The 25,136-nt window shown below is 67.0% G+C and carries 26 protein-coding genes, 1 tRNA gene and 1 pseudogene; 14 read left to right on the plus strand and 14 right to left on the minus strand.

Translation table 11 applies throughout. The features are described from left to right. Window positions 1-2: 2 nt before the first annotated feature. Both EWE75_RS03750 and EWE75_RS03755 read left to right on the plus strand, forming a co-directional pair. Window positions 3-968 carry a CsgG/HfaB family protein gene (locus EWE75_RS03750; RefSeq protein WP_130155360.1) on the plus strand — a complete coding sequence of 322 codons (966 nt, stop codon included), beginning with the start codon at window positions 3-5 and terminating at the stop codon, window positions 966-968. Between the two features lie 68 nt (window positions 969-1,036). Continuing rightward, window positions 1,037-1,576: a peroxiredoxin gene (locus EWE75_RS03755; protein ID WP_231708196.1), complete on the plus strand. Its 540-nt coding sequence runs from the start codon at window positions 1,037-1,039 to the stop codon at window positions 1,574-1,576. A 145-nt stretch (window positions 1,577-1,721) separates the two neighbouring features. Here EWE75_RS03755 and EWE75_RS03760 read toward each other — a convergent pair. Further along, window positions 1,722-1,798 (minus strand) — tRNA-Pro (locus EWE75_RS03760). A gap of 195 nt (window positions 1,799-1,993) precedes the next feature. Between EWE75_RS03760 and EWE75_RS03765 the strand changes: the two genes are divergently transcribed. From EWE75_RS03765 to EWE75_RS03780, 4 genes and pseudogenes are all read left to right on the plus strand, one after another. Next, entirely contained in the window at window positions 1,994-5,368 is a 3,375-nt protein-coding gene (locus EWE75_RS03765; protein ID WP_130155361.1) for a polysaccharide deacetylase family protein, read from the plus strand. Between the two features lie 32 nt (window positions 5,369-5,400). Then, entirely contained in the window at window positions 5,401-6,156 is a 756-nt protein-coding gene (modA, locus tag EWE75_RS03770; RefSeq protein WP_130155362.1) for a molybdate ABC transporter substrate-binding protein, read from the plus strand. Between the two features lie 253 nt (window positions 6,157-6,409). After that, window positions 6,410-7,099: a molybdate ABC transporter permease subunit gene (gene modB, locus EWE75_RS03775; RefSeq protein WP_130155363.1), complete on the plus strand. Its 690-nt coding sequence runs from the start codon at window positions 6,410-6,412 to the stop codon at window positions 7,097-7,099. Further along, window positions 7,089-7,693 (plus strand): annotated as a pseudogene (locus tag EWE75_RS03780) (ATP-binding cassette domain-containing protein). Before modB ends, EWE75_RS03780 begins: the two are co-directional and overlap by 11 nt. Window positions 7,694-7,741: 48 nt before the next feature. On the opposite strand, the gene EWE75_RS03785 reads toward EWE75_RS03780, so the two are convergent. The 8 genes from EWE75_RS03785 to EWE75_RS03820 form a co-directional block, all read right to left on the minus strand. After that, complete coding sequence (locus tag EWE75_RS03785; protein WP_130155364.1) at window positions 7,742-8,080, minus strand: hypothetical protein; 339 nt, start codon at window positions 8,078-8,080, stop codon at window positions 7,742-7,744. Between the two features lie 136 nt (window positions 8,081-8,216). Then, the gene (gene phoB / locus EWE75_RS03790) at window positions 8,217-8,909 is read right to left on the minus strand and encodes a phosphate regulon transcriptional regulator PhoB (RefSeq protein ID WP_130155365.1); all 693 of its coding nucleotides are present in this window, start codon (window positions 8,907-8,909) and stop codon (window positions 8,217-8,219) included. A 4-nt stretch (window positions 8,910-8,913) separates the two neighbouring features. Next, window positions 8,914-9,615 carry a phosphate signaling complex protein PhoU gene (gene phoU, locus EWE75_RS03795; protein ID WP_130155366.1) on the minus strand — a complete coding sequence of 234 codons (702 nt, stop codon included), beginning with the start codon at window positions 9,613-9,615 and terminating at the stop codon, window positions 8,914-8,916. 11 nt (window positions 9,616-9,626) lie between these two features. Continuing rightward, window positions 9,627-10,397, minus strand: a complete 771-nt coding sequence (gene pstB, locus EWE75_RS03800; RefSeq protein ID WP_427915765.1) for a phosphate ABC transporter ATP-binding protein PstB — start codon at window positions 10,395-10,397, stop codon at window positions 9,627-9,629. After that, entirely contained in the window at window positions 10,391-11,662 is a 1,272-nt protein-coding gene (gene pstA / locus EWE75_RS03805; protein ID WP_130155367.1) for a phosphate ABC transporter permease PstA, read from the minus strand. The genes pstB and pstA overlap by 7 nt, the downstream gene beginning before the upstream one ends. Window positions 11,663-11,773: 111 nt before the next feature. Next, complete coding sequence (gene pstC, locus EWE75_RS03810) at window positions 11,774-13,150, minus strand: phosphate ABC transporter permease subunit PstC (protein WP_130155368.1); 1,377 nt, start codon at window positions 13,148-13,150, stop codon at window positions 11,774-11,776. Between the two features lie 57 nt (window positions 13,151-13,207). Continuing rightward, the gene (locus EWE75_RS03815; protein WP_130155369.1) at window positions 13,208-14,263 is read right to left on the minus strand and encodes a substrate-binding domain-containing protein; all 1,056 of its coding nucleotides are present in this window, start codon (window positions 14,261-14,263) and stop codon (window positions 13,208-13,210) included. 77 nt (window positions 14,264-14,340) lie between these two features. Next, on the minus strand, window positions 14,341-15,576 hold the full coding sequence (locus tag EWE75_RS03820; protein ID WP_130155370.1) for an ATP-binding protein: 1,236 nt from the start codon (window positions 15,574-15,576) through the stop codon (window positions 14,341-14,343). Between the two features lie 204 nt (window positions 15,577-15,780). Between EWE75_RS03820 and EWE75_RS03825 the strand changes: the two genes are divergently transcribed. Genes EWE75_RS03825 through EWE75_RS03840 form a run of 4 tightly spaced genes read left to right on the plus strand, consistent with a single transcriptional unit; the run spans window position 15,781 to window position 18,334 of the window. Beyond that, a complete protein-coding gene (locus tag EWE75_RS03825) occupies window positions 15,781-16,194 on the plus strand; it encodes a hypothetical protein (protein WP_130155371.1) in 414 nt (137 codons plus the stop codon). 6 nt (window positions 16,195-16,200) lie between these two features. Then, on the plus strand, window positions 16,201-16,473 hold the full coding sequence (locus tag EWE75_RS03830) for an HPr-rel-A system PqqD family peptide chaperone (RefSeq protein WP_231708197.1): 273 nt from the start codon (window positions 16,201-16,203) through the stop codon (window positions 16,471-16,473). Further along, window positions 16,470-17,330, plus strand: a complete 861-nt coding sequence (locus EWE75_RS03835) for an HprK-related kinase A (protein WP_130155372.1) — start codon at window positions 16,470-16,472, stop codon at window positions 17,328-17,330. Before EWE75_RS03830 ends, EWE75_RS03835 begins: the two co-directional genes overlap by 4 nt. Further along, complete coding sequence (locus tag EWE75_RS03840; protein WP_130155373.1) at window positions 17,327-18,334, plus strand: nucleotidyltransferase domain-containing protein; 1,008 nt, start codon at window positions 17,327-17,329, stop codon at window positions 18,332-18,334. The genes EWE75_RS03835 and EWE75_RS03840 overlap by 4 nt, the downstream gene beginning before the upstream one ends. A 31-nt stretch (window positions 18,335-18,365) precedes the next feature. Here the strand turns inward: EWE75_RS03840 and EWE75_RS03845 are convergent, their stop codons facing one another. Then, window positions 18,366-18,722, minus strand: coding sequence for a VanZ family protein (locus EWE75_RS03845; protein WP_130155374.1), 357 nt, complete (start codon window positions 18,720-18,722; stop codon window positions 18,366-18,368). Next, window positions 18,719-19,387 carry an HAD-IA family hydrolase gene (locus EWE75_RS03850; protein ID WP_130155375.1) on the minus strand — a complete coding sequence of 223 codons (669 nt, stop codon included), beginning with the start codon at window positions 19,385-19,387 and terminating at the stop codon, window positions 18,719-18,721. Before EWE75_RS03850 ends, EWE75_RS03845 begins: the two co-directional genes overlap by 4 nt. 62 nt (window positions 19,388-19,449) lie before the next feature. Between EWE75_RS03850 and glmU the strand changes: the two genes are divergently transcribed. From glmU to glmS, 4 genes are read left to right on the plus strand one after another with little or no spacing between them, the layout of a single operon-like run. After that, window positions 19,450-20,826 carry a bifunctional UDP-N-acetylglucosamine diphosphorylase/glucosamine-1-phosphate N-acetyltransferase GlmU gene (gene glmU / locus EWE75_RS03855; RefSeq protein WP_130155376.1) on the plus strand — a complete coding sequence of 459 codons (1,377 nt, stop codon included), beginning with the start codon at window positions 19,450-19,452 and terminating at the stop codon, window positions 20,824-20,826. A 25-nt stretch (window positions 20,827-20,851) separates the two neighbouring features. Beyond that, a complete protein-coding gene (locus EWE75_RS03860) occupies window positions 20,852-21,199 on the plus strand; it encodes a ribbon-helix-helix protein, CopG family (protein WP_130155377.1) in 348 nt (115 codons plus the stop codon). After that, on the plus strand, window positions 21,196-21,570 hold the full coding sequence (locus EWE75_RS03865; RefSeq protein ID WP_130155378.1) for a type II toxin-antitoxin system VapC family toxin: 375 nt from the start codon (window positions 21,196-21,198) through the stop codon (window positions 21,568-21,570). The genes EWE75_RS03860 and EWE75_RS03865 overlap by 4 nt, the downstream gene beginning before the upstream one ends. An 11-nt stretch (window positions 21,571-21,581) precedes the next feature. Further along, window positions 21,582-23,405, plus strand: coding sequence for a glutamine--fructose-6-phosphate transaminase (isomerizing) (gene glmS, locus EWE75_RS03870; RefSeq protein ID WP_130155379.1), 1,824 nt, complete (start codon window positions 21,582-21,584; stop codon window positions 23,403-23,405). Between the two features lie 53 nt (window positions 23,406-23,458). Here the strand turns inward: glmS and EWE75_RS03875 are convergent, their stop codons facing one another. The 3 genes from EWE75_RS03875 to EWE75_RS03885 form a co-directional block, all read right to left on the minus strand. After that, on the minus strand, window positions 23,459-23,851 hold the full coding sequence (locus tag EWE75_RS03875; protein ID WP_130155380.1) for a hypothetical protein: 393 nt from the start codon (window positions 23,849-23,851) through the stop codon (window positions 23,459-23,461). 223 nt (window positions 23,852-24,074) lie between these two features. After that, window positions 24,075-24,548, minus strand: a complete 474-nt coding sequence (locus tag EWE75_RS03880; protein ID WP_130155381.1) for a vgr related protein — start codon at window positions 24,546-24,548, stop codon at window positions 24,075-24,077. Further along, window positions 24,545-24,985 (minus strand): copper chaperone PCu(A)C, encoded by a 441-nt coding sequence (locus tag EWE75_RS03885; protein ID WP_231708199.1) that lies wholly within the window; start codon window positions 24,983-24,985, stop codon window positions 24,545-24,547. The genes EWE75_RS03880 and EWE75_RS03885 overlap by 4 nt, the downstream gene beginning before the upstream one ends. Between the last annotated feature and the right edge of the window lie 151 nt (window positions 24,986-25,136).

Raw genomic sequence — 25,136 nt, forward strand, 5'->3', positions numbered from 1 at the left:
CGATGCGTAAACTGATTTCGGCGGTGCTCATGGCAGGTGTGGCGATGGCGCCCGTGGCAGGGTCCGCGCAACGGCTCGCCCGGCCTTCGGGCGCGCAGAAGCTTCAGGAAGCAACGGCGAATGACGTGCCGCATTGCTACAAGAAGCTCGGCACGCTCTCGATCGTCGATGGTGATGATCCGCGTGGCTGGACCCAGTATAGCCTCGCGCCGCCTCAGAAATTGCTCAAGGTGCTGGTGCAGCGTTCGGGCTGCTTCAACCTGGTCGATCGCGGCACCGGCCTTCAGGCGGCGCAGCGTGAGCGCGATATCGGTGGCGGCCTCGGTCTCCAGCGCGGCTCGAACGTCGGCGTCGGCCAGATCAAGGCGGCGGATTACGTGATGCAGGCCGAAGTGCAGTCCGCCAACAGCAACGCCAGCGGCAGCGGCATCGGTGCCGGCATCGGCGGGTTGATCGGCGGCCCGGTCGGCGGGCTCGTCGGCGGCCTTCGCAGCCGCAAGCAGGAGGCGAACGTCGTCCTGTCGATCACCAACGTCCGCACCACCGAGACGCTCGCGACCGAGGACGGCTATGCCGCCAAGAACTCGTTGAGCTTCGGCGGCGGTGGCGGCGTGTTCGGCGGCTTCGCGGGCGGCGGCGTGGTCGGCGGCGGTTACGACAACACCGATATCGGCAAGATCGTCACGCTGGCGTTCATCCAGGCCTATTCGAAGCTGGTCCGCGATCTCGGTCTCGTCACGCCGGGCGATACCGGCACCGCGCAGGCCGCCCCCTCCAAGACGTTCAGCGCGCTCGCGCCGGTAACGATGCGCGCGACCGCATCGGCGGGCGGCAAGGTGGTCCGCACGCTGACGCCGGGATCGATCGTCTATCCCACCGGCAACAAGAATGGCCTGTGGTGGGAAGTCGCCGACGAAAACGACAATGTCGGCTGGGTGCTCAACACCAAGCTCGGCCCGACGCAATAACCGCCGTTTCTCCGCCGGTGCGCCACTGTGCCGGCGGGGATCGACACCTCGGTTCCTGTAGGAGAACAATGATGCTCAAGTTTCTGACTGCCTTTGCCGCCGGTTCGCTCGCGCTCGCCGCGCCCGCGCATGCCGCGCTCGCCGTCGGGGCGAAGGCGCCGTTGTTCACCACGCAGGCGGCGGTGGGCGGCAAATCCTTCTCCTTCACGCTGCAAAGCGCGCTGAAGAAGGGGCCGGTCGTGCTGTATTTCTTCCCCGCCGCGTTCACGCAGGGCTGCACGATCGAGGCGCATGAATTCGCCGAAGCCGCCGACGAGTACAAGAAGCTCGGCGCGACGCTGATCGGTTTGACTGCGGGCAATGCCGAGCGGATCAAGGAATTCTCGGTCACCGAATGCCGCAACAAATTCCCGGTCGGCGTCGCGACGCCTGCGACGATCACCGGCTATGACGTGACGTTGCCGCAAAAGGCCGGCTGGTCGAACCGCACCTCGTTCGTGATCGCGAAGAACGGCACGATCGCTTACGCGCTGACCGAGCCGAGCCCCGAGGGCCATGTCTCGGGCACGATGGCGGCGGTGAAGGCGCTGGCCGCCAAGAAAGGCTGATCGCGCCGCAACTCGCCGCTTCCGCTAAGGGGCGGCGAGAAACGCGCTGACATTCGACAAGCGGATTCACGCCGAAACACGGCCCGCGTCCTTCGACGCAGCCGATGCTCAGGGTCTCTCGATCTTTTCGGGGGATTTGCTGCAATGGTCGGGGCGATAGGATTCGAACCTACGACCCCTGGACCCCGAGACCAGTGCGCTACCAGACTGCGCCACGCCCCGACACATTGCAGGGGAGTGCGCCTAGCGGCGAGATCGAGCGCTCGCAAGCCAAAACTGCGCATCGCGACCATTTCGCCGCGGTTTTCTGCTGCACGCGGCGGTGCGCCGCGATGAACGTTTTGTCATCGGCGTACCCGCTTCCGGGTAGGCGATCGCGCTGGTAAGGGAAGGTCCGTAACGGGGACTATTTCAGATATGGCGAATTCGCCGGTTTTTTTCGATGCATCGGGTCGCAGGCGGCGGCGGTTCGCGTTGGCGGTCGGCGCGTTCATCATACTGGCGATCCTGTCGATCGTCGCGCTGGGGCTGTCGATCGGCATCGTGCCGCCCGCGCCGCTGCTGCCGGTCGAATCCGAACATGCCGCGCTCGTCCGCTTGCCCGCGCCGCATGAGCCGTTTCTCAAACGCACCCGCCGCGAACTGCTCGATTACGCCCGGATGCTCACCGGCGCACCGCCGCGCGGCGTCAAGCCAGCCGGTGACGTACCGCTCGCCATCGCCTTCCATGTGCCGTGGGACCCGTCGAGCGCCGCGTCGCTGCGCCGCCATGTCAACGAACTCGACTGGCTGATTCCGGGTTGGGTGAGCGTCACCGGGCCGACCCACCACATCACTGTGTTCCGTGATACCGCAGGCAAGGCGATCCTCAACCGCGCAGTGCGCCGGCCGCTGCTGCTACCGATGATTCAGAACGCCGAACAGGGCAATTGGGACGGCGCCGGCATGGCCGCGCTGCTCCACAATCCGGCCACCCGCCGCGCTTTGCTCGACAAGCTCGAACCGTGGCTGGTCGCCAACCAGGCCGGCGGCGTGTTCTTCGATTTCGAGGAACTGCCGCGCAAGACCCTGCCCGACTACCGCGCATTCCTGCGCGAAGCCAAGACGCGCTTCGCCAAGCGCGGCTGGGTGGTGGCGATCGCGGTGCCGGTTGGCGAGAATGCGTGGGATGTGAAGGCGTTCGCCACCGTGGTCGATCGCGTTTTCCTGATGGCCTATGACCAGCATGAACTGAGCAGCCCGCCCGGCCCGATTGCCTCGCAGGCGTGGTTCGAGAATGCGGTCGTGCGCGCGGCGTCGGGCGTGCCGCGCAACAAGATCGTCGTTGCGATCGGCAATTACGGCTACGATTGGCACAGCGACAGCAGCTCGGGTGGCGATCCGGTCGCGATCGACGAAGCGTGGGAGGCCGCGCGCGAATCCGGCGCGACGCCGGTGTTCGACCCGGCGAGCGGCAACACCAGCTTCGCCTATCAGGATGGCAACGTCCGCCATGTCCTGTGGCTGCTCGACGCGCCCTCAGCCTACAACCAGATCCGCTTCCTCAACCGCGCCAAGCTCGGCGCGGTGGCATTGTGGCGGCTCGGCTCGGAAGATCCCGGCCTGTGGTCGATCTTCGGCCGCGCACACCGCGCGTTGCCGGCGCCGTCGGTCATGAACACGATTCCCGTCGGCACCGATGTCGATATCGATGGCAATGGCGAAATCCTCAAGATAGCGGGCGTCCCCGTCACCGGCGTGCGAAACGCCACCGCCACCAATGGCACGATCGACCGTGTCGATTTCACGCGGCTGCCGTCGCCTTATGTGGTGCAGCGCACCGGCTACAAGCCGGGCTATGTCGCGCTGACCTTTGACGATGGTCCCGATCCGACCTGGACGCCCAAGATTCTCGACATCCTCAAGGCCGAGCATGTGCCGGCGACGTTCTTCGTGATCGGCGAGAATGCGTTGACCCAGCGCTCGCTGCTCGAACGCATGGTACGCGAGGGGCATGAAGTCGGCAGCCACAGCTACACCCATCCCAACATGGCGGGATCGACCGACACCGAGACCGCATTTCAGCTCAACACCACGCAGCGACTGTTCCAGGCGTTCACCGGCCGATCGCTGCGGCTGTTTCGCGCCCCCTATTTCGGCGATGCCGAGCCGACCACCGCCGACGAAATCGAGCCGGCGCTGCAGGCGCAGAACCGCGGTTACATCTCGGTCGGTCTGCACGTCGATCCCGGCGACTGGAAGCGACCGGGCGCGCCGGCGATCGTCGACACCGTCCTCTCGGAAGTGGTGCCGCCGCCGCATTGCGATGCGAATTCGGACGCGAGTTGCAGCCGCAACATCATCCTGCTTCACGATGGCGGCGGCAATCGCCAGCAGACCGTGGATGCCTTGCCGCAGATCATCGAGCAGCTTCGCGCCAAGGGCATCCGCTTCGTGCCGGTTTCCGCGCTGGCCGGAATTTCCCGCAATGTCGCGATGCCGCCGATTTCGGAGAGCGACCGGCTCGCGTCCTCGGCCGATCTGTTCGTGTTCACCGCGCTCGGCTCGATCGTGGTCGGGCTGGGATGGATCTTCTTCTTCGCGATCACGATCGGCATCGCCCGCGCGCTCACTTTGTCGGCGCTGGCGCTGATTCAGGCGCGACGCGAGGGGCGCACGGTGTTCCCCGCGATCGACCCGACGCGGTTCGTGACGGTGATGATCCCCGCCTTCAACGAGGAAACCGTGATCGAACGCGCGGTGCGCGGCGTGCTGGCGAGTACCGATGTGCGGCTCGAAGTGATCGTGATCGACGACGGATCGAGCGACCGCACCAGCGAGGTCGTCCGCACCGCCTTCGCCGACGAGCCGAGCGTGCGGTTGCTGACGCTGGAGAATGGCGGCAAGGCGCGTGCGCTCAACCAGGGGCTGCTGCTCGCGACCGGCGAGATCGTGATCGCGCTCGATGCCGATACGCAGTTCGAGCCGACCACGATCGCACGGCTGGCGCGCTGGTTCGTCGATCCCGGGCTCGGCGCGGTCGCGGGCAACGCCAAGGTCGGCAACCGCGTCAACCTCATCACGCGCTGGCAGGCGCTCGAATATATCACCGCGCAGAACCTCGAGCGGCGCGCGCTGGCGCGGCTCAACGCGATGACGGTGGTGCCGGGCGCGGTCGGCGCGTGGCGGCTCGAGGCGATCAAGAGCGTCGGCGGCTATCCCGACGACACGCTCGCCGAGGATCAGGATCTGACGATCGCGATCCAGCGTGCGGGCTGGCGGGTCGATTACGATCAATATGCCGTCGCCTGGACCGAAAGCCCGGAGAGCTTCAAGGGCCTCGCCAAGCAGCGGTTCCGCTGGGCCTATGGCACGCTGCAATGTCTGTGGAAGCATGGCGGCGTGATGGCGAGCGGCAAGCCCGCCGGGCTCGCCCGTGTCGGGTTGCCGCAGGCGATCCTGTTCCAGATCGTGCTCGCGGCGATCTCGCCGATTATCGATCTCGCGCTGATCGTCAGCTTCGTCATGACCTATATCGCGGTGCGCGCGCATGGCTGGGCGCAGACCCAGCATGATGTCGAGACGATGCTGATCTACTGGCTGGTGTTCACCGCGATTGACCTGCTTGCCGCGACGATCGCCTTCGCGCTTGAGCGGCGTGAGAACTGGAAGCTGCTGTGGCTGCTGATCCCGCAGCGGATCGGCTACCGGCAGGTGATGTATTATGTCGTGCTCAAGGCGATCACGCAGGCGCTGCGCGGGCCAAAGGTCGGCTGGGGCAAGCTCGCGCGGACCGGACGGGTGACGATGTAGCGCCGTCGCTCGAACGCTGTATATCGGCGGATATGTTGACTCGCCTGCTCGCCGCGCTCCTGTTGCTCCTGACCGGGAGCGCCGCCGTCGCCGCGCCGCCCGCACCGCCGCTGGTGCTGGCGGCGGCGAGCCTGCAGGAATCGATGACCGCCGCCGCCGATGCCTGGGCGGCGCAGGGGCATCCCCGGCCGGTGGTGTCGTTTGCCGGCTCTTCCGCGCTCGCGCGGCAGATCGAAGCGGGTGCGCGTGCTGATCTGTTCGTGTCCGCCGATGAGGACTGGATGGATTACGTCGCGGCGAAGCACCTGATCGTGCCGGCGACGCGCGCGACCTTCCTCGGCAACCGGCTGGTGATCGTCGCACCCGCCGGCAGCACCGCGCGCGCGCCAGCGGGCGGAGCGCGGCTCGGGCGGTTCCTGAGCGCGGGGCCGCTGGCGATGGCCGATCCGGCGGTGCCTGCGGGCAAGTACGGTCGTATCGCGCTGACCCGTCTCGGCGTGCTGGCGGCGGTGCAGCCGCATATCGTCTCGGCGGAGAACGTACGCGCGACGCTGGCGCTGGTCGAACGCGGCGCGGCGCCGCTCGGCATCGTCTACGCGACCGACGCGCGCGCCTCGGCCAAGGTGCGGATCGCGGGTGTGTTCCCGCAAAATACGCACCCGCCGATCACCTATCCGGTCGCGCGGCTCGCAGCTTCGACCAACCCCGAGGGCGAAGCCTTCCGCCGCTTCCTGCTCAGCCGCGCTGGCAAGGCGATCTTCATGCGCTACGGTTTCTCGGCGACGTGAGCGACGGCTTGGGAAAGGGCGCTGCCCAACACCCCCCCTTCGTCCTGAGCGAAGTCGCAGGACGTGCCCGGAACGGCGCGCTTGAGGCACGCACTTCGACATCGCTCAGTGCGAGCGGATTTGTCTTTGGAGAGGCAAGCACGCGGTTCACACCTGTTCCCCCGCGAAAGCGGGGGTCCAGAGTCACGAACGCTGCACTGCTTGGCTCTGGACCCCCGCTTTCGCGGGGGAACGGCAGAAAGTCGGCCGCGCGATGCTGACCCCCACCGAATGGCAGATCGTGGCGCTCTCGCTCCGCGTCGGTCTCGTCGCGATGGCGGTGACGCTGCCGCTGGCGTTCGCACTCGCCTGGCTGCTCGCCCGCGTGCGCTTTCCCGGCAAACTGCTGGTCGATGCGGTCGTTCACTTGCCGCTGGTCGTGCCGCCCGTCGTGACCGGCTGGGTGCTGCTGATCCTGTTCGCGCCGACCGGCCCGATCGGACACTGGCTCGATCACGCGTTCGGCGTCACCGTATTGTTCCGCTGGACCGGCGCGGCGATTGCGGCTGGGGTGATGGCGCTGCCCCTCATGGTGCGCGCGATGCGGCTGTCGATCGAGGCGGTCGACCGGCGGCTGGAGAATGCCGCGCGCACGCTCGGCGCGGGGCGTTGGCGGGTGTTCCGCACGATCACGCTGCCGCTCAGTCTACCCGGTGTGGCGGCGGGGCTGGTGCTCGGCTTCGCGCGCGGGCTGGGCGAATTCGGCGCGACGATAACCTTCGTCTCGAACGTACCGGGCGAGACGCAAACACTGCCGCTGGCGATCTACAGCGCGTTGCAGCAACCCGGCGGCGATGCGCTGGTATGGCGGCTGTCGGCGATCTCGGTCGCGCTGTCGCTGGCGGCGCTGATCGTGTCCGAACTGCTCATACGCCGGGCGGGGAGGGGGCAGGGTGGCGTTTGACCTGCGGTTAACCAAGCAACTCGGTGAGACGCGGATCGAGTTCGCGCTGGAGGCCGGGGAGGGCGCGACGGTGCTGTTCGGCCCGTCGGGGGCAGGCAAGACGAGCGTGCTCAACATGATCGCTGGGTTACTGCGGCCGACGCGGGCTATGTCCGCGTGAGCGGTGAAACTTTGTTCGATGCGCGCGCGGGCATCGACCTGCCGCCAGAACGGCGCCGCGCCGGCTATGTGTTCCAGGAACCCCGGCTGTTTCCGCACCTGCGCGTGCGCGACAATCTGCGCTACGGCGCGCCGGGCGGGCAAGTGGACATGTCGGCGATCGGCTTTCTCGGCATCGCGCACTTGCTCGATCGCTGGCCCCGAACGCTGTCCGGCGGTGAGGCGCGGCGGGTCGCGATCGGCCGGGCCTTGCTCGGCGCGCCTGCGTTCCTGCTGCTCGATGAGCCGCTGTCGTCGCTGGATCGTGCGCGGCGCGAGGAGATCCTCACCGCGATCGAGCATATCCGCGATACGGTGCGGTTGCCGATTCTGATGGTGACGCACGACGCGAGCGAGGCCGAGCGGATCGGCACGCGGATCGTTGCGGTGGAGTAGAAGACGTTGTGGAAAGGGGCGGGCGCTCACGCACCCGCCCCGATCGGCTTACTTCTTGTGCTTGCGATGCGCCTTGTGCGCGCCGCCGGCGCCTTCGCGGCACTGGTCCTTCACGCTCGCCGAGCAGACCGGATAGCTGTCCTGCGCCGCAGGCGCGGGGTTGGCGACCGGCGCGCCCATCTGCGGGGCAGCAGCAGCAGGGGCTGCGGGGGCCGCCTCGGTGGGTGCCGTCGCGGCAGCGGGGGCCGCCGGATCAGCGGCGGGCGCGGGTGCGGCCTGCTCCGCCGGCGCGGCGGGAGCGGTCTGGGCTTCGGGGGCCGGTGCCATCTGGGCGAAGGCAGCGACGGGGGTGGCAACCGCCAACGCGGCGAGCATCATCAGCTTCATCGGTTCACTCCTGCAATAACGGGCAGCTTTATCCACTGCGCGCCGGTCCAACGCACGTCGGCGCGCAAGGCTCCCTCGTTTCGCTGGCGATTCGAAATTTGCCGGGGTTTGCCGGTGAACCGACCATCGGAGACGGTTAAGCCCCCGAATCCAGCGCATACCCCGCAGAGCGTACCGTGCGGATGATGTCCGGCCGGTCGTCGCCGTTGATCGCCTTGCGCAGGCGGCGGATATGGACGTCGACGGTGCGGCTCTCGATGTCGCTGTCATGCCCCCATACCGCATCAAGCAGCCGCTCGCGCGAGAACACCCAGCCGGGATGTTCGAGGAAATGCTTGAGCAGCCGGAATTCGGTCGGCCCGAGCGGGATCACCTCGCCCGCGCGGCGGACCTTGTGGCCGACCGTGTCCATCTCGATGTCCGAATAGGTGAGCTGCTCGCCCGCCAGCGCCGGCCGCACCCGGCGTAGCACCGCGCCGACGCGCGCGACCAGTTCGCGCGGGGAGAATGGCTTGGTGACGTAATCGTCCGCGCCGGTCTCCAGCCCGCGCACGCGATCCTCTTCCTCGCCGCGCGCGGTCAGCATGATGATCGGCACGTTGGCGGTTTCGGGCATGCGGCGCAGGCGCCGGCACACTTCGATCCCCGACAGCCCTTCGACCATCCAGTCGAGCAGGACGATATCAGGCGTGTTCTCCTTGGCGAGCAGCAGCGCCTCCTCGCCGTCCGGCGTCTGCTTCACGTCGAAATCCTCGCGCTTGAAGTGCCAGATCAGCAATTCGGCAAGCGCGGCATCGTCTTCCACCAGCAACATCTTGGCCCGGGCCATGTGCTTACTCCCCTTGACGCGTTACGAAGGCGCCGCGATCGCGCTCGGCCATGTGCGTGCCGGTCGCGGCGAAATAGACCATCTCGGCGATGTTGGTCGCGTGATCGCCGATCCTCTCCAGATTCTTGGCGATGAACAGCAGGTGCGTGACCTGGCCGATCGTCGCGGGATTTTCCATCATGTGCGTGACCAGCACACGGAACAGGCTGTTGTAGAAATCGTCGACCGCGCGGTCGCGTGCGCAGACCTGTTGAGCGGCCTCGGGGTCGCGCGCGGCGAACGCGTCGAGCACATCATGCACCATCTCGATCGCCAGCGCAGCCATCGCCGGCAGCACCGACAGCGGCTCGATCTCGCTGTGCGAATCGATTAGTGGCGTGCGCTTGGCGATGTTCTTGGCGTAATCGGCGATCCGCTCGATCACGCCGGCGATCTTGAGCGCAGCCACCACGTCGCGCAGATCGTCGGCGAGCGGCGCGCGCAGCGCGATGATGCGGACGGCGAGTTCCTCGGCCTGCACCTCGAGCTGGTCGATCTTCTTGTCGTTGCGGACGATCTCGGCGGCGGTTTCGAGGTCGTGGCGCTTGAGCGCCTCGATCGCGTCGCCGATCGCCTGTTCGGCAAGCCCGCCCATCTGCGCGATCAGCCCGCGCAACTGGCCGATCTCGTCGTCGAAAACCTTGATAGTATGTTCGTAAGTGGCCATGCGCGCGTCCTTCAGCCGTACCGGCCGGTGATGTAATCCTTGGTGCGTTCCTGCCGCGGATTGGTGAAGATGTCCGAGGTCGAGCCGGATTCGACGAGCGCGCCGAGGTGGAAGAACGCCGTCCGTTGCGACACGCGCGCCGCCTGCTGCATGTTGTGCGTGACGATGACGATCGCGTAGCGGCCCTTGAGTTCGTGGATCAGTTCCTCGATCTTGGCGGTCGCGATCGGGTCGAGTGCGCTGCAAGGCTCGTCCATCAGGATCACCTCGGGATCGACCGCGATCGCGCGGGCGATGCACAGCCGCTGCTGCTGGCCGCCCGACAGCGCGGTGCCGCTGTCCGACAGGCGATCCTTCACCTCGTCCCACAGGCCGGCGCGCTTGAGCGAGCGTTCGACGATGTCGGAAAGCTGCGTGTGGTTAGACGCGAGGCCGTGAATGCGCGGGCCATAGGCAACGTTCTCGAAGATCGACTTGGGGAACGGGTTCGGCTTCTGGAACACCATGCCGACGCGGGCGCGCAATTGCACCACGTCCATCTCGGGCGCGTAGATATCCTCGCCGTCGAGGTCGATCTCGCCTTCGACCCGCGCCGTGGGAATCGTGTCGTTCATGCGGTTGAGTGTGCGCAGGAAGGTCGATTTGCCACAGCCCGACGGGCCGATCAGCGCGGTCACCACATCGCGGTCGAAATCGATCGAAACGTCGCTGATCGCCTGCTTGTCGCCGTAGAAGACGTTGACGTGACGGGCGGAAATCTTGTGGGGGGCAGCGGTCACCAGCGAGTCTCGAATCTGTTGCGGAGGTAAATCGCGACGCCGTTCATCGCGAGTAGGAAGACGAGCAGGACGAGGATCGCGGCGCTGGTCTTCTCGACGAAGCCGCGATTGACCTGATCGGACCACAGGAAGATCTGCACCGGCAGCACCGTTGCCGGATCGCGCAGGCCGCCCGGCGGTGCGGTGATGAACGCGCGCATCCCGATCATCAACAGCGGCGCGGTCTCGCCGAGCGCGCGCGCCATGCCGATGATCGTGCCGGTGAGGATGCCCGGCATCGCCAGCGGCAGGACATGGTGGAACACGACCTGCACGGGACTGGCGCCGATGCCGAACGCGGCGTCGCGGATCGAGGGCGGCACGGCTTTGATCGCGTTGCGGCTGGCGATGACGATCACCGGCATCGTCATCAGCGCCAGTGTCAGCCCGCCGACGATCGCCGCCGAACGCTGCAGGTGGAAGGTGTTGAGGAACACCGCCAGCCCGAGCAGCCCGAAGATGATCGACGGCACCGCCGCGAGATTGTTGATCGAAACCTCGATTAGATCGGTCCAGCGGTTATGCGGGGCGTATTCCTCCAGATAGAGCGCCGACAGCACCCCGACCGGGAAGGCGATCAGCAGCGTGACGAACATCGTCAGCAGCGAGCCTTTGAGCGCGCCCCAGATGCCGACCATCGTCGGATCGGTCGAATCCGAACTGGTCAGGAAGAAGCTGTTGAAGCTGGTCTTGAGCGCGTGCGCGGCATTGAGCTTGGCGACGATCGCCTCGTCGGCGGGTGCGCCTTCGCGCTTCGCGGCGATATCGATACGGTCGGCGGCGGGCACCCACACAGTCGCGCGGCGGTGGAGCAGCGACGGATCGGCCTTGAGCTGGTCGCGCACCCGCGTCCACGCGCCATCGGACAGCAGGGCATCGCCCTCCGGTCCGTAGGCCGCGATCGCGGCGGCATCGGTCGCGCCGCCGAGATCAGCGGCGGCGAGCGCGAGGTCCGCACCGGGGCCGCGCAGCTTGGCAGGGTCGATCGTCAGCCGGCTGTGCGCGAAATCGATCGGCAGCGCGATCTGCGTCTGCACGAAGCCGCTGACCCCTGCCGACAGCATCGAGACGAGCAGCACGACGAGGAACCCCGCCGACATCAGCACCGCGCCGAGGCCGAGCCAGCGGAAGCGGCGCTCGGCGCCATAGCGCTTCGCCATGCGCCGCTGGTGCGCGGCATCGCGCCAGTCGGTCGGCGCGGGTGTGCCAATGGACGCTCGCTCAGTCATACGCCGCTCCCCAACGCCGTTCGTGCCGAGCGAAGTCGAGGCGCCCCGTCGAGCGGAGCCGAGACGGCCCCTCGACTTCGCTCGGGGCGAACGGTGAAAGCGATGGCGACCCTATTCATACGCTTCGCGATACCGTTTGACGACCGTCAGCGCGACGATGTTGAGCAGCAGGGTGATGACGAACAGGGTCAGCCCCAGCGCGAAGGCGGCGAGCGTCTTGGGGCTGTCGAACTCGGCCTCGCCGGTGAGCAGGTCGACGATCTGCTTGGTCACGGTGGTCGCGCTGGCGAACGGGTTGAGCGTCAGCGTGGCGACGCCCGAGGCGGCCATCACCACGATCATCGTCTCGCCGATCGCGCGGCTCACCGCCAGCAAGATGCCGCCGACCACACCGGGGAGCGCGGCGGGGAGCAGGACGCGGCGGATCGTCTCGGACTGGGTCGCGCCCATCGCCAGGCTGCCATCGCGCATCGCGGCGGGGACGGCGGTGATCGAATCGTCGGCCATCGACGAGACGAACGGGATTATCATGATGCCCATCACGAGGCCCGCCGCGAGCGCGCTTTCCGAACTCGCCCATCGCACGCCGATCGCGACCGCGAAATCGCGCACCAGCGGCGCGACCGTCAGCGCGGCGAAATAGCCGTAGACGACGGTCGGCACGCCGGCGAGCACCTCGATCAGCGGCTTCATCCACATCCGCACGCTCGGGCGCGCATATTGCGTCAGGTAAATCGCGCTCATCAGCCCGAGCGGGATGGCGACGAACATCGCGATCACCGCGCCGATGAAGAACGTCCCCCAGAACAGCGGCACCGCGCCGAGCGACGCGCCGGGATCGCGCGGGTCGATCACCTGCGGGCTCCAGTGGGTGCCGAACAGGAACTCGCCGATCGGCACCATCCCGAAGAAGCGCGCCGATTCGAACAGCAGCGAGGCGACGATTCCCATCGTCGTCAGGATCGCGACCAGTGCGGCGGCGAGCAGCAGCGCCATGACGAGCCGCTCGATCTGGTTGCGTGCGCGGAAATCGGGGCGGACCCGCGTGAATGCCCACGCCCCGCTGGCGAAGGCGAGCAGCAGAGCGACGCCGGCGCCGATCCAGTCGGCGCGGGTCTGCGCGGCGGCATAAGCGGGCGCGAGCGTCGCGGCGAGCGGGGTGGGCGTGCCGAAGCCGTCACCGCTTGCGATCGAGCGCGCTTCCGACAGGATCGCAGCGCGCTCGAACCCGGGCGGCGGCAGATGCGCGGCGGCGGGTTCGGTCAGCACGCGATTGGTGACGAGTCCCGGCGCGCACGACGCCCACACCGCGAGGAAGATCGCGGCCGGCAGCACCGTCCACATCGCGACGAACCCGCCGAAATGCGACGGCAGCGAACTGAAGCGCGCCTTGCTCGCGCGGCGGAAGCGTGCCGCGCGCATCCGCGCGCTCAGCCAGGCGATCAGGCCGAGCCCCGTAATCAGGAAGAAGAGGACCAAGATGGACAAGAATGGCTCGATCAGAAAAAGGAGGGTGCCCGCCGACCTAGCCGGCGGGCGGTGGCGTTACGGTAGCGTCTTGGGGTCGAGCGGGGTTTCCCAACTCACCACCGACGCCGCCTTCTTGCGGACATCTTCGGGTGAGGCGATCAGCCCCTTGGCGACGAGCGGACCACCTGGATTCCACGATGCGACGTACAACTTCAGGAACTCGCGCAGGCCGCGGATCGCGCCGAGATGCGCTTTCTTTACATAGAGGTAGAGCGGGCGTGAGCCGGGATAGCGATTCTGCGAAATCGTCTCATAAGTCGGTTCGGTGCCGTTGACGGAGATGCCGTTCAGCTTGTCCTTATTCTCTTCGAGATAGGAATAGCCGAAGATGCCGATCGCGTTCGCGTTCGACTGGAGTTTCTGGACGATCAGATTGTCGTTCTCGCCGGCGTCGATATAGGCGCCGTCCTCGCGGATGCGCGTGCATTTCTGGGCGAAATCGGCGGGGTTCTTTTCCCGCAGGTCGGCGAGATCGGGCATCAGCGCTTCACACCCGCGCGCCAGGATCAGTTCGGCGAGCGCATCGCGCGTGCCGCTGGTCGCGGGCGGGCCATAGATCTGGATCGGGGTCGTCGGCAGCGCCGGGTTTACGTCCTGCCACGTCTTGGCGGTGTTGGGCTTGCCGTCGATCGTGGCGGCCATCGCCTTGAAGAGATCGGTGGTGGTGAGTTGCATGCCCGGGCCGTTCTTCGCTTCGGCGAAGGCGATGCCGTCGAGCCCGACCTGCACTTCCAGAATGTCGCCGACGCCATTGGCCTTACAGGTGGCATATTCGGAACTCTTGATGCGGCGCGAAGCGTCCTCGATATCGGGATGGGCGGCACCGACGCCGCCGCAGAACAATTTCATGCCGCCGCCGGTGCCGGTCGATTCGATGACGGGGGATTTCACGCCCGGCGTCTTTTCGACGAACTGTTCGGCGACGATGGTGGTGAACGGGAAGACGGTCGAAGAACCGACCACCTTGATCTGGTCGCGCGAACCGGCGCCGCCGCCGCCCGCTTGATCGGTACAGCCACCCAGTACTGCCGCCAGCATCGACGCGGCGGTGATCGCAATCATCCTGTGCATGAAGACCTCCCCACGGGGCAAGTGGATCACCCCGCGCCGCGCTATCACCCGCAACACCAGCCTGTGTGACGGTTTGGTTACCGTTTTATGACTGCGCTTCCGTGAGCCGGAATCATCACCGCCACAGTGGTGCCTTTACCGATAATGCTCTCGATATCGAGGCGGCCACGATGCCGCTCGACGATGTGCTTGACGATCGACAGGCCAAGCCCGGTGCCGCCCGCCGCGCGGCTGCGGCCGGTATCGACGCGGTAGAAGCGCTCGGTCAGGCGCGGGATATGCTCGGCGGGAATGCCGTCGCCTTCGTCGCTCACCGCGAAGCGCACCATGCCGGTCGGCAACCGTTCGAGCCGGATCGTGACGGGCGCGCCCTTGCGGCCGTATTTCATCGCGTTACCGATCAGATTGTACAGCACCTGGCTGAGCTGCGCGGAATCGCCCGATACCGGCGGCACGTCGGCGGCGAGATCGGCAAGGATCGGCACGGCATCCTCGCCCTGCGCATCGAGAATGTCGCCGCGCACTTCATCGATCAGCCCGGCGAGATCGACCGCACGATCGGGCAGGCGGTATTTCTCCGCCTCGATCCGCGACAGCGAGATCAGATCCTCGATCAGCCGCTGCATCCGCCGCGCCTCATCGAACATGATCTTGAGGAAACGTTCGCGTAAATCTTTCTCGTCGCCTGCCTCCTCGCCGAGCGTCTCGATATAGCCGAGGATCGAGGCGAGCGGGGTGCGCAGTTCGTGGCTGGCGTTGGCGACGAAATCGACTCGCATCCGTTCGGCCGCATAGCTGCCGGTCTGGTCGACGAGGTGGACGATCCGCCGCCCGCCGGCCGCCCCGTCATGGGCATCGCCGATCCGCATTTCCCAGCGCTGCTCGCGCGCGCCGAGTCCGACGAGGTTGACCGGCGGTTGCGCGCCTTCGCGGGGCGGGCTCATCAGCCGTTCGGCCGCACCCGGATGGCGGATCGCGAGCCGCACGTCCTGCCCGACGATGTGCTGCCCGAGCAGAGTCCGCGCAGCCACGTTGGCGTGGCTGACCTGACCCGACGTGACGATCAGGATCGGCTCGACGATCGCGTCGATCACCGCCGGGATGTGATCGGGCGGCGGGGTGGGGTCGGCAGCGGGCGCGGGCGATGCGGCGTCTTCGCCATCGCCGATGCCGGCAGCGGTGAGTACCGCCGCGATGCCGCCGATCAGCGTGATGAGGCTCGCCTGCAGGTCGCCGATCAGGAACACCGCGACGCTCGCGACGACAATGATGCCGATCGCGGCGAGCGTGCGAAGACCGAAGCCGTTGATCATGCGGTTTCCTGCTGCCTTCCGAGCGACCCAGCGTTCCGCTCGTCCTGAGCGAAGTCGGAGGACGTGTCCACAGGCATGGGCTTCGACGTCGCCCGGCCCGCACGGATCACGCCAGTGTCCCTATCCGAAACATCGTTAACCGCGATAGCCTTGCTTGCCAGCCATTTATGATTGTGAAAGGGCTATGCCCATAAAGGACGGTCGATGAGCGAAGACGGCGAGCAGCGGAACGAGATTCCCGAGCGTGAAGGTGTCCCCACCCGCCGGCGCGCGCTGATGCTCGGCGCGGTCGGCGCGAGCGCGATCGTGTCGATCCGCCCCGCGCTTGCTTCCACAGCGGTGTCGATCGTGCATTGCCAGATCCCGGTGCCCGACGCGGCGCGTGCCAGCGGCTGGATCGCCGCCGACGGATCGGTCGTGGCGAGCGGGACGGCGGGCGCGTTCGCGCCGCCGCGCCAGCCGCTCAAGGGCGAGGACGTCAAGCAGGCGCTCGCCGGTGGCCAATTGCCCGGCGTCGAATATGAGCGCAGCCAGGCGTATATGAAGTATGTCCGCAATCTCCATTCGGGGACGAGCGGCTTCACCTGCTTCGCATCCTTGCAGATGCCGCGCGGCTGATTTCGCGTGGCGGCGGTGTACCGTGCCGCGCCGGCCGAGGCGTTGCGGATCGTGCCGCTCGACGCCTTCACCGCGATCTATCACCGCGCCTCCGGCATCACCCACCTCGTCGGCCCGCCCGTGCCGGAGATTCTCACGGCGCTCGGGCCGGACGGGCTGACGCTCCCCGCGCTGATCGCGCGCCTCGGCGACACTTATGATCTGCTCGATGCGGATGAGGCGGCGCTCGGCGCGCGGCTCGACGAGCTGGTCGCGGCGGGTCTGGTGCGAACGGCATGAAGCACGTCTTCTCGGTCCGCATCGGGCCGGTCGGCTTTCGCGTCGGATCGGACTGGCGCGCGCCGATCCGCCAACTCGCCGCGCTCTACGCGGGCTATCCCCAGCCTGAAGACGGTGTGCCTGACTTTACCGTGCGGCTGTTCGCGCAGCGCCCGTGGCGGCGGGTGATCCGCCCGGCGGTGATGATCGGCGGCGATTTCATGATTCCCGATGCGGCGCCCTTGCCGCTCGCGCAGGGGCTGCTCGCCGCCGAAATGGCGATGAACCTGCAGATGGCGCTCGGCCAGCGCCGCTATCTGCTGCTCCACGCCTCGGCGGTCGAGCGTGACGGGCGCGTGCTGCTGATGACCGGCGAGTCCGGGTCGGGCAAATCGACGCTCGCCGCCTTGCTGTCGCAGCGCGGCTGGCGACTGATGGGCGACGAATTCGCGCTGATCGATCCGGTCACCGGACTCGCCCACGCCTTTCCGCGTTTGGTGAGCCTCAAGAACGCGGCGATTGCCGTGGCCGAGGCGGCGATGCCGCAGGCACGCTTCGGGCCGCTGCTGGAGGGCACGCCCAAGGGCGCGATCCGCCATCTCGTGCCCGATGCGGCTGCGGTCGCGGCGATGGACATGCCGGGCAAGCCCGCGCTGCTGCTGTTCCCGCGCTTCGGCTTCGCGCCGGACATCCGCGACGTTGCGCCGGGCGAGGTGTTCATGCGGCTGACTCAGGCCTCGACCAACTATGTCGCAATGGGCGAACGCGGCTTCGACGCGCTGACCCGGCTGGTGCTGAGTATTCCCGCGCAGGCGATCGACTATCCCGATACCAAGCACGCGCTCGCGCAGGTCGAGGCGTTGTGGGAAGCCCTATGAGTGTTGGCGCGAACGGCTGGCTGCTCGCGCGCATCCTGCGCTCGCCCGGCGACGCGGCGGCGCTCGATGCGACGGGCTGGACCGCGCTGATCGCGATCGCGCGCGCCGAGCAGATGATCGGTACGCTCGCCTGGCGGCTGCACGGCACGGCGATGCCGCCGGCGGTGGCGCGAATCCTCGCCGATGCGCGCGCGTCCGCTGACCACGGTCGTACTTTGGCACTGTGGGAGGCGGAGGCCGCGCGGCGGGCGCTGGCGCCGCTCGGCGTGCCGGTGGTGTTGCTCAAGGGCACCGCCTTCGTCGCGGCAGGGCTGATGGCGGGGCAGGGGCGCTCGATCGGCGATCTCGACATCCTCGTGCCACGCGGGAGCCTCGACGCGGTCGAGCGCGCATTGCTCGAAAATGGCTGGGAATGGGTCAAGCCCGACGCCTATGACGACGCCTATTACCGCCGCTGGATGCACGAACTGCCACCGCTGATCCACCGCGACCGCGACCGGATGATCGACGTCCACCACACCATCCTGCCGCTCACCGCCCGCATTACCCCCGATGCGCAGGGCTTGCTCGCGGAGTCGGTGCCGCTGCGCGCCGAGGAAAAGGGGGGGCTGGCGATGCTCTCGCGCACCGACGTGATCGTCCACGCCGCCGCGCACCTGTTCGCGGACGGCGATCTCGCCGGCGGAATGCGCAACCTGTGGGACGTGCATTGCCTGATCGAGGAGTTCGGTGTCGAGGGGCTGGTCGAGCGCGCCGAGCACCACGGCCTCGGCGACGCGGTCGGTCGCGCGCTGCGGCTGGCGGCGGCGCTCTACGGCGACGGCGCGACACTCTCGCCCGGCGACCGCGCCTGCCTGCGCCGCGTCACCGCCCGCGACGGCTGGGGCAGCGCGACGCGCCCGTGGACGCGGTTGGCGTTCTACATCCGCTCGCACTGGCTACGCATGCCACCGGCGATGCTGGCACGGCATTTGTGGACGAAGTGGCGCAAGCAGTCCGGTTGACCGTTCACAGTCGCTCGGGGCGAACGGCTGTTTATCGCCGCTTGCGTCGCGCCCGAAACATCCCCGCCACCAGCAACACCGCCGCAATCGCCAGCGTATCCGCCACCCAGTCGCGGATATCGCAATCGCGGTGGAGTTCGGGGATCGATTGGACCACCTCGATCAGCGCGCCGAGGAACGACAGCCGCTCGCCGATCCGCAGCAGCGGAAAGCGCGGATAGGCGCGCGCCGCCAGCGCCGAGATCACCGCGAAGGCGGTCATATGCTCGAACTTGTCGCCGAACCGGTCGATCGGCATGTGTGGCGGATGCGGCAGCACCGCCATCGTCACCGCGAAGACGATCGCCGCCCACAAGAGCAGCCGGAACGCCAGCGTCGCCTTGGTCATGCCCTCAATCCCTCCAGTGTCGCGATCAGCGCGTCGAAATGGTCGATCACCGCATCGGCGTCGAAGCCATCGACCGGCTCGCGCCCGAAATTCACCACCACCACTGGCACGCCGGCGGCTTTCGCGGCGGTCACGTCGAACATCGTATCGCCGACGAACGCGGCGCGCCCGCCACCGAGCCGCTGGATCATCTCGTGGATCGGCGCGGGATCAGGCTTCTGTTTGCCCGGCCCCATCGTGTCGCCGCCGATCACGGTGTCGAACAGGTCGCGCAATGCGAGGTCGGCGAGCAGCTTTTCCGACAGCGCGGCGAGCTTGTTGGTGACGATCGCCACCCGCACGCCGCGCGCCCGCAACGCTTCGATCGCCGCGACCGCACCGGGATAGGGCCGGGTCAGCACCGCGATGTTCGCTTCGTAGGACGCGAGCATCACCGCCTGAAGCCGCTCGGCCTCGTCAGGCGTCGCGCCGCCGGTCGCCTCGAGCGCGAGCCGCACCAGCCGCGCCACGCCGCCGCCGGTCATGGCCACGACTTGCGGTACGGTGAGCGTTGGCCGCCCGTCGCTGGCGAGCATCGCGTTGACCGCTGCGGCGAGGTCGCCACTGCTGTCGACCAAAGTGCCGTCGAGGTCGAATCCGACGATATCGAAGGAAAAATCCGTCATGATCGGCGCGCCTGACACTGCCGGTATGGAATTGGCAACCCTCTCGTGGCAGGGCTGCGGTCATGGACGCGAAATCCCCTGCTTCGGCATCGCCTTTGGCCGCGATCATCCTTGCCGCTGGCAAGGGCACGCGGATGAAATCCGATCTCCACAAGGTACTTCACCCGGTCGCCGGGCGGCCGATGCTGCTCCATCTGCTGGCGAGCGTCGAATCGCTCGCGCCTGAGCGGGTGGTGGTGGTGACGGGCGCGGGCCGCGAGCAAGTCGAGGCGGCGGTCGCGCCGCTTGGTGCCACGACCGCGCTTCAGGCCGAGCAGCTCGGCACCGGCCATGCCGTCGCGCAGGCCGAGGCTGCGCTGGCGGGGTTCGATGGCGCGGTGCTGATCCTCTACGGCGACGTGCCGCTGGTGAGCGCGGCGACGATGCGGCGGATGCTAGACCGGCTCGCGGCCGACGATGGGCCGGCGACGGTGGTACTCGGCTTCCGCCCGACCGATCCCGCCGCCTATGGCCGCATCATCGCCGATGCCGATGGCCGCATCGCCAAGATGGTCGAGTATAAGGACGCCTCGCCCGACGAGCGCGCGCAGACATTGTGCAACTCGGGGCTGATGGCGGTGCGCTCCGCTGATCTGTTCCCGTTGCTGGCGAAGGTCGGCAATGACAATGCGGCGGGCGAATATTACCTTCCCGACATCGTCATGCTCGCCGCGAGCGAGGGCCGCACCTCGGTGGTGATCGAGACCGATGCCGTCGAGGTCGCCGGCGTCAACAGCCGCGCCGAACTGGCGGCGGTCGAGGCGTCGTGGCAGCAGGCGCGCCGCGCCGCCGCGATGGCCGACGGCGCGACGCTGATCGCGCCCGAGACGGTATGGTTCGCGCACGACACGGTGATCGGGCGCGATGTCGTGATCGAACCGAACGTCGTGTTCGGCCCCGGTACGACGATCGCCGACGGCGTGACGCTGCGCGCGTTCAGCCATATCGAGGGCGCGACCGTCGCAAGCGGTGCGATCATTGGCCCCTATGCCCGGTTGCGCCCCGGCGCAGTGGTCGGCGAGGACGCGCATGTCGGCAATTTCGTCGAGATGAAGAAGGCCGTGCTCGGCAAGGGCGCCAAGGCCAATCATCTGACCTACCTCGGCGACGCCGAGATCGGCGCGGGCGCGAACATCGGCGCGGGCACGATCACCTGCAATTACGACGGCTACAACAAGTCGCTGACGCGGATCGGCGCGGGCGCTTTCATCGGCTCGAACTCCTCGCTGGTCGCGCCGGTGTCGATCGGCGACGGCGCGCTGATCGCGGCGGGATCGGTCATCACCGCCGATGTGCCCGCCGACGCTCTCGCGGTGGCGCGCGGCCGGCAGGAAACGCGCGACGGCTGGGCACCGCGCTTCCGGGAGGCGGCGAAGGCGAAGAAGGATGCTGGGAAATGATATCGCGGTGTGATATCATGCCCAAATGCGCACGCTAATCGACTTACCCGAGGACGACATGAAGTGGCTTGATCTTCAAGCGGCTGAAAACGGCAAATCTCGCGCCGCGTTGGTACGCGAGGCGGTGTCGAAGTACCGTGCTGAGAACCAGTCAGACAAAAAAAAGGAATGGCTGGACGCTGCCTTTGGTATCTGGAAGGATCGAACGGATATCGGCGATGCGGTCGAGTGGCAGCGGCGTGAGCGCGCCAGTTGGACACGACCGTGGGACGATGATTACGAGGATGTCAAAGCGGAATTTCCTGATTTGTTCGATGAGCAGGATGATCGGGAGCGAGAATTTTACTTGAGCCGGCAGCGCGAGAAAAAGTGACCGCGATTTCCTTCGACAGCAACATTCTCATCGATGCGCTGAACGGGCACGAACTGGCGCGCGAAGAGATTCGACGTGCTGATGTGCCGTGCATCAGCCGAGTGACGTGGATCGAGGTTCTGTCCAAAGTGGAGGATGGCACGATGCCTGTCGTCATCCGGTTTTTGACTGGCTTCACGATCGATGAGTTGGACGCTGACATTGCGGATCGTGCCGCACAGCTTCGTCGGGAACGGACCAAGCTCAAGCTGGCCGATGCGGTCATTCTCGCATCGGCGCAGGCAGCGGGTCGCATGTTGGTAACCCGAAACACGAAAGATTTCCCAGAGACGACGCCAGGCATTCGGGTTCCGTACCGGATCGAGCAGTAAAGGACGCGCGCATGTGTGGAATCGTTGGAATCGTCGGCCAGGGGCCGGTCGCGGATCGTCTGCTCGATGGGCTCAAGCGGCTCGAATATCGCGGCTATGATTCGGCCGGCATCGCCACCGATTTCGAAGGGCGGATCGAGCGGCGGCGCGCGTCGGGCAAGCTCGTCCATCTCGCCACCGAACTTGCCGAGCATCCGCTGCCCGGCACCACCGGCATCGCGCACACGCGCTGGGCGACGCATGGCGGGCCGACCACCAACAACGCGCATCCGCACGCGACCGAGGAGGTTGCGTTGGTCCACAACGGCATCATCGAGAACTTCAAGCCGCTGCGCGACGAACTGATCGCGCGCGGCCGCGTGTTCACCAGCGAGACCGATACCGAGGTCGTCGCGCATCTGATCAGCGAGAAGGTCGAGGCCGGGCTTGCCCCCGCCGACGCCGTGCGCGAGGTGCTGCCGCGCCTGCACGGCGCGTTCGCGCTGGCGATCCTGTTCCGCCAGCATCCCGATCTGCTGATCGGCGCGCGGCTCGGCTCGCCGCTGGTGGTGGGCTATGGCGAGGGTGAGACCTATCTCGGTTCGGACGCGCTCGCGCTCGCGCCGCTCACGCAGCGTATCGCCTATCTCGACGAGGGCGACTGGGTCGTCATCGATAAGGATGGGGCGCAGATCTTCGATCGCGACAACAATCCCGTCGAGCGCGCCATCACCATCTCGGGCGTCACCGGCGAGCTGATCTCCAAGGGCAATCACCGCCACTACATGCTCAAGGAGATTTACGAACAGCCGATCGTCGTCGCGCAGACCTTGCGCTCGTATCTCCAGCGGATGGAGGACCAGGTTACGCTGCCGATCCCCGAATTCGACCTCAGCACGGTCAAGCGCGTGACGATCGTCGCGTGCGGAACCAGCTACTACGCCGGCATGGTCGCCAAATATTGGTTCGAGCAGTTCGCGCGCGTGCCGGTCGATCTCGATGTCGCCAGCGAGTTCCGTTATCGCCAGCCGGTAATGGAGGAGGGCGGTCTGATGATCGTCATCAGCCAGTCGGGCGAGACCGCCGACACGCTCGCGGCGCTCCGCCACGCCAAGGCCGAGGGCCAGACGATCGCCGCAGTCGTCAACGTGCCGACCAGCAGCATGGCGCGCGAGGCCGATCTGCTGCTGCCGACCCACGCCGGCCCCGAGATCGGCGTCGCCTCAACCAAGGCGTTCACCTGCCAGCTCGCCGTGCTGGCGGCGCTGGCGGCGAACCTCGCACGCGCCAAGGGCAAGCTCAACGCCGCCGAGGAAAAGGCGATCGTCAAGCATCTGTCGGAAGCGCCGGCCGCGCTCAACGGTGCGCTCGCCTATGATGAGACGATTGCCGACATGGCGCATCTCATCGCCGGCGCGCGCGACGTGCTGTATCTCGGGCGCGGCACCGATTACCCGCTCGCGCTGGAAGGTGCGCTGAAACTCAAGGAAATCAGCTACATCCACGCGGAAGGCTATGCCGCCGGCGAAATGAAGCACGGCCCGATCGCGCTGATCGACGATGCCGTGCCGGTGATCGTTATCGCGCCGTCGGGTCCGCTGTTCGACAAGACCGTCAGCAACATGCAGGAAGTGCAGGCGCGCGGCGGCAAGGTCGTGCTGATCTCGGATTATGACGGGGTGCAGGCGGCGGGCGAGGGGTGCATCGCGACCATCACCATGCCCAAGGTCCACCCGCTGATCGCGCCACTGGTCTACGCGGTGCCGGTGCAGTTGCTGGCGTACCATGTCGCGGTTGCCAAGGGGACCGACGTCGATCAGCCGCGCAACCTGGCGAAATCGGTTACGGTGGAATAATCGTTGGAGTCAGCGTCACCCCGGACCGATGTCCGGGGTGACGCAAAGCGCGATCAGCAGCCGTTGCGACGGTTCTGCGCACGATCATGGTTCTTGTCGAGCGTGCGGCCGAGCAGCGCGCCGCCGACGCCGCCCGCCACCGTGCCGAGCACACCACCACCGAGCACGTTGCCGAGCACGGCGCCACCCGCGCCGCCAGCGATCGTGCCGGTCGTGCCGCTGCTGCGCCGGCAATCCTGATAATAGCGACGGTTGCTGTTGCGATAGCGACGATCGTTGTAGCGACGGTCACCGTCACGATAGCGGCGGTTGTTGTACGACGAATCGCGCTCGGCCTGCTCGCGATGCCACTGGCTGCTGCGATCATAATCCTGGCCACCGGCAAAGGCGGTGGTCGGAATGGCGACGGTGGCGATCAACGTCGCCAGTGCGAGTTTCTTGAACATCTGCGGAATCCTTCGTTTCTATCTTGGCGTGGAACAAGAACCCGCGAAGGCACCGAGAAGTTCAATCGTGTGTGTAACGACATGATCGGGGGAAAGCGCCGCGATGTCGTTTGCCGGCCTTTTCACCGTAGCTATCCAACAATTGCCCACGAAGGCAGCTTGCATCTCTCAAGCCTCGGCAGCGCCGAGCCGGATCTTACCGCACCGCGCCAGCGCTGCTCATCTACGCGCGTCCGCCCGCCGCGAAGGGCAGCATCCCCTCGTAAACCTCCAGCGCCGCCGCGCCGATCACGCGGCCGCCGTGCCGCAGCACGAAGGCATGGCGGACGATCTCGGCCTGCTGCTCGATGCCGTAGCGCGCAAACGGCAGGCCCGGCCGGATCGCATAATCATAGCGCGAGAACGGATGCCGCCGGATAGGCAGGAACAGCCCGCATTGGTGCTGCCAGACATGCACCATCTCGTGAATGAACAGCGCCTGCGCGACCAGCGGCGCGAGCGAGAAATCGTCGCGATAGGCGGTGCCCTTGGGGTGGAAATGGATTCGCCCGCGCGGCGCCATCACCGTGTCGCGCGGCTGGAAGAACGCCCATTTGCCGAGCACGATCCGCACCGGCGCATAGTCGATCGCCTCACCGAACACGCTGCGCGCCAGCGCGATCTCCCCTTCGGTCAGCGGTCGGGAGGGAGGCGTCAAAACTTCGGTGCTGGGGCGCCAGCCGGGATCACCATCGCGTCATATTCGTAGCGCGACCCGTCCGAGAAGGTGAAGTCCAGCGTGATCGTCTTGCCGGGTTTGATCGCGGGGTTCATGTCGAACAGCATTACGTGCATCCCGCCCGGCTTGAACACTAATGTCCCGCCGGCCGGCAAGGCGACCCGGTCGAGCGGCTTCATCGCGGACATATTTCCCGTCATCATCGACTGGTGAAGCTCGGCCTTGATCGCGACTTCGGTATGGACGGAGATCAACGTCATGTCGGCAGGGCCGCCGTGCAGTGTGAAATACGCCGCTGCCGGCCGGCCCGGCGCCGCCGCGAGGCGGACGTAGCCGTGGTCGATATAGAATTGCCTGGGCTGGCTGCAGCCGCTGAGGCCCAGCAGGATCGCCATCAAAAGACCGAGGATGCGCACACGAACTCCCGCTTCGGGAAAGGATCGTGACGTTCTAGGCGCGTCGAAATCTTGCGACAAGCGAAAGCCCCCCTATATCCGGCGAGTAGAGCGCGGTGTCGCCCATTCGGGGGCGCCGCCAGTGTTGCAAACTTGAACATGACGGGGGCCG

Origin of the sequence: Sphingomonas populi, assembly GCF_004208535.1 — a bacterium.
Classification (GTDB): domain Bacteria; phylum Pseudomonadota; class Alphaproteobacteria; order Sphingomonadales; family Sphingomonadaceae; genus Sphingomonas; species Sphingomonas populi.

Coding starts and splice junctions, on each gene's coding strand:
- EWE75_RS03750 (WP_130155360.1), top strand. CDS start 3: ATGCGTAAACTGATTTCGGCGGTGCTCATGGCAGGTGTGGCGATGGCG.
- EWE75_RS03755 (WP_231708196.1), top strand. CDS start 1,037: ATGATGCTCAAGTTTCTGACTGCCTTTGCCGCCGGTTCGCTCGCGCTC.
- EWE75_RS03765 (WP_130155361.1), top strand. CDS start 1,994: ATGGCGAATTCGCCGGTTTTTTTCGATGCATCGGGTCGCAGGCGGCGG.
- modA (WP_130155362.1), top strand. CDS start 5,401: ATGTTGACTCGCCTGCTCGCCGCGCTCCTGTTGCTCCTGACCGGGAGC.
- modB (WP_130155363.1), top strand. CDS start 6,410: ATGCTGACCCCCACCGAATGGCAGATCGTGGCGCTCTCGCTCCGCGTC.
- EWE75_RS03785 (WP_130155364.1), bottom strand. CDS start 8,080: ATGAAGCTGATGATGCTCGCCGCGTTGGCGGTTGCCACCCCCGTCGCT.
- phoB (WP_130155365.1), bottom strand. CDS start 8,909: ATGGCCCGGGCCAAGATGTTGCTGGTGGAAGACGATGCCGCGCTTGCC.
- phoU (WP_130155366.1), bottom strand. CDS start 9,615: ATGGCCACTTACGAACATACTATCAAGGTTTTCGACGACGAGATCGGC.
- pstA (WP_130155367.1), bottom strand. CDS start 11,662: ATGACTGAGCGAGCGTCCATTGGCACACCCGCGCCGACCGACTGGCGC.
- EWE75_RS03815 (WP_130155369.1), bottom strand. CDS start 14,263: ATGCACAGGATGATTGCGATCACCGCCGCGTCGATGCTGGCGGCAGTA.
- EWE75_RS03820 (WP_130155370.1), bottom strand. CDS start 15,576: ATGATCAACGGCTTCGGTCTTCGCACGCTCGCCGCGATCGGCATCATT.
- EWE75_RS03825 (WP_130155371.1), top strand. CDS start 15,781: ATGAGCGAAGACGGCGAGCAGCGGAACGAGATTCCCGAGCGTGAAGGT.
- EWE75_RS03835 (WP_130155372.1), top strand. CDS start 16,470: ATGAAGCACGTCTTCTCGGTCCGCATCGGGCCGGTCGGCTTTCGCGTC.
- EWE75_RS03840 (WP_130155373.1), top strand. CDS start 17,327: ATGAGTGTTGGCGCGAACGGCTGGCTGCTCGCGCGCATCCTGCGCTCG.
- EWE75_RS03845 (WP_130155374.1), bottom strand. CDS start 18,722: ATGACCAAGGCGACGCTGGCGTTCCGGCTGCTCTTGTGGGCGGCGATC.
- EWE75_RS03850 (WP_130155375.1), bottom strand. CDS start 19,387: ATGACGGATTTTTCCTTCGATATCGTCGGATTCGACCTCGACGGCACT.
- glmU (WP_130155376.1), top strand. CDS start 19,450: ATGGACGCGAAATCCCCTGCTTCGGCATCGCCTTTGGCCGCGATCATC.
- EWE75_RS03860 (WP_130155377.1), top strand. CDS start 20,852: ATGCGCACGCTAATCGACTTACCCGAGGACGACATGAAGTGGCTTGAT.
- glmS (WP_130155379.1), top strand. CDS start 21,582: ATGTGTGGAATCGTTGGAATCGTCGGCCAGGGGCCGGTCGCGGATCGT.
- EWE75_RS03875 (WP_130155380.1), bottom strand. CDS start 23,851: ATGTTCAAGAAACTCGCACTGGCGACGTTGATCGCCACCGTCGCCATT.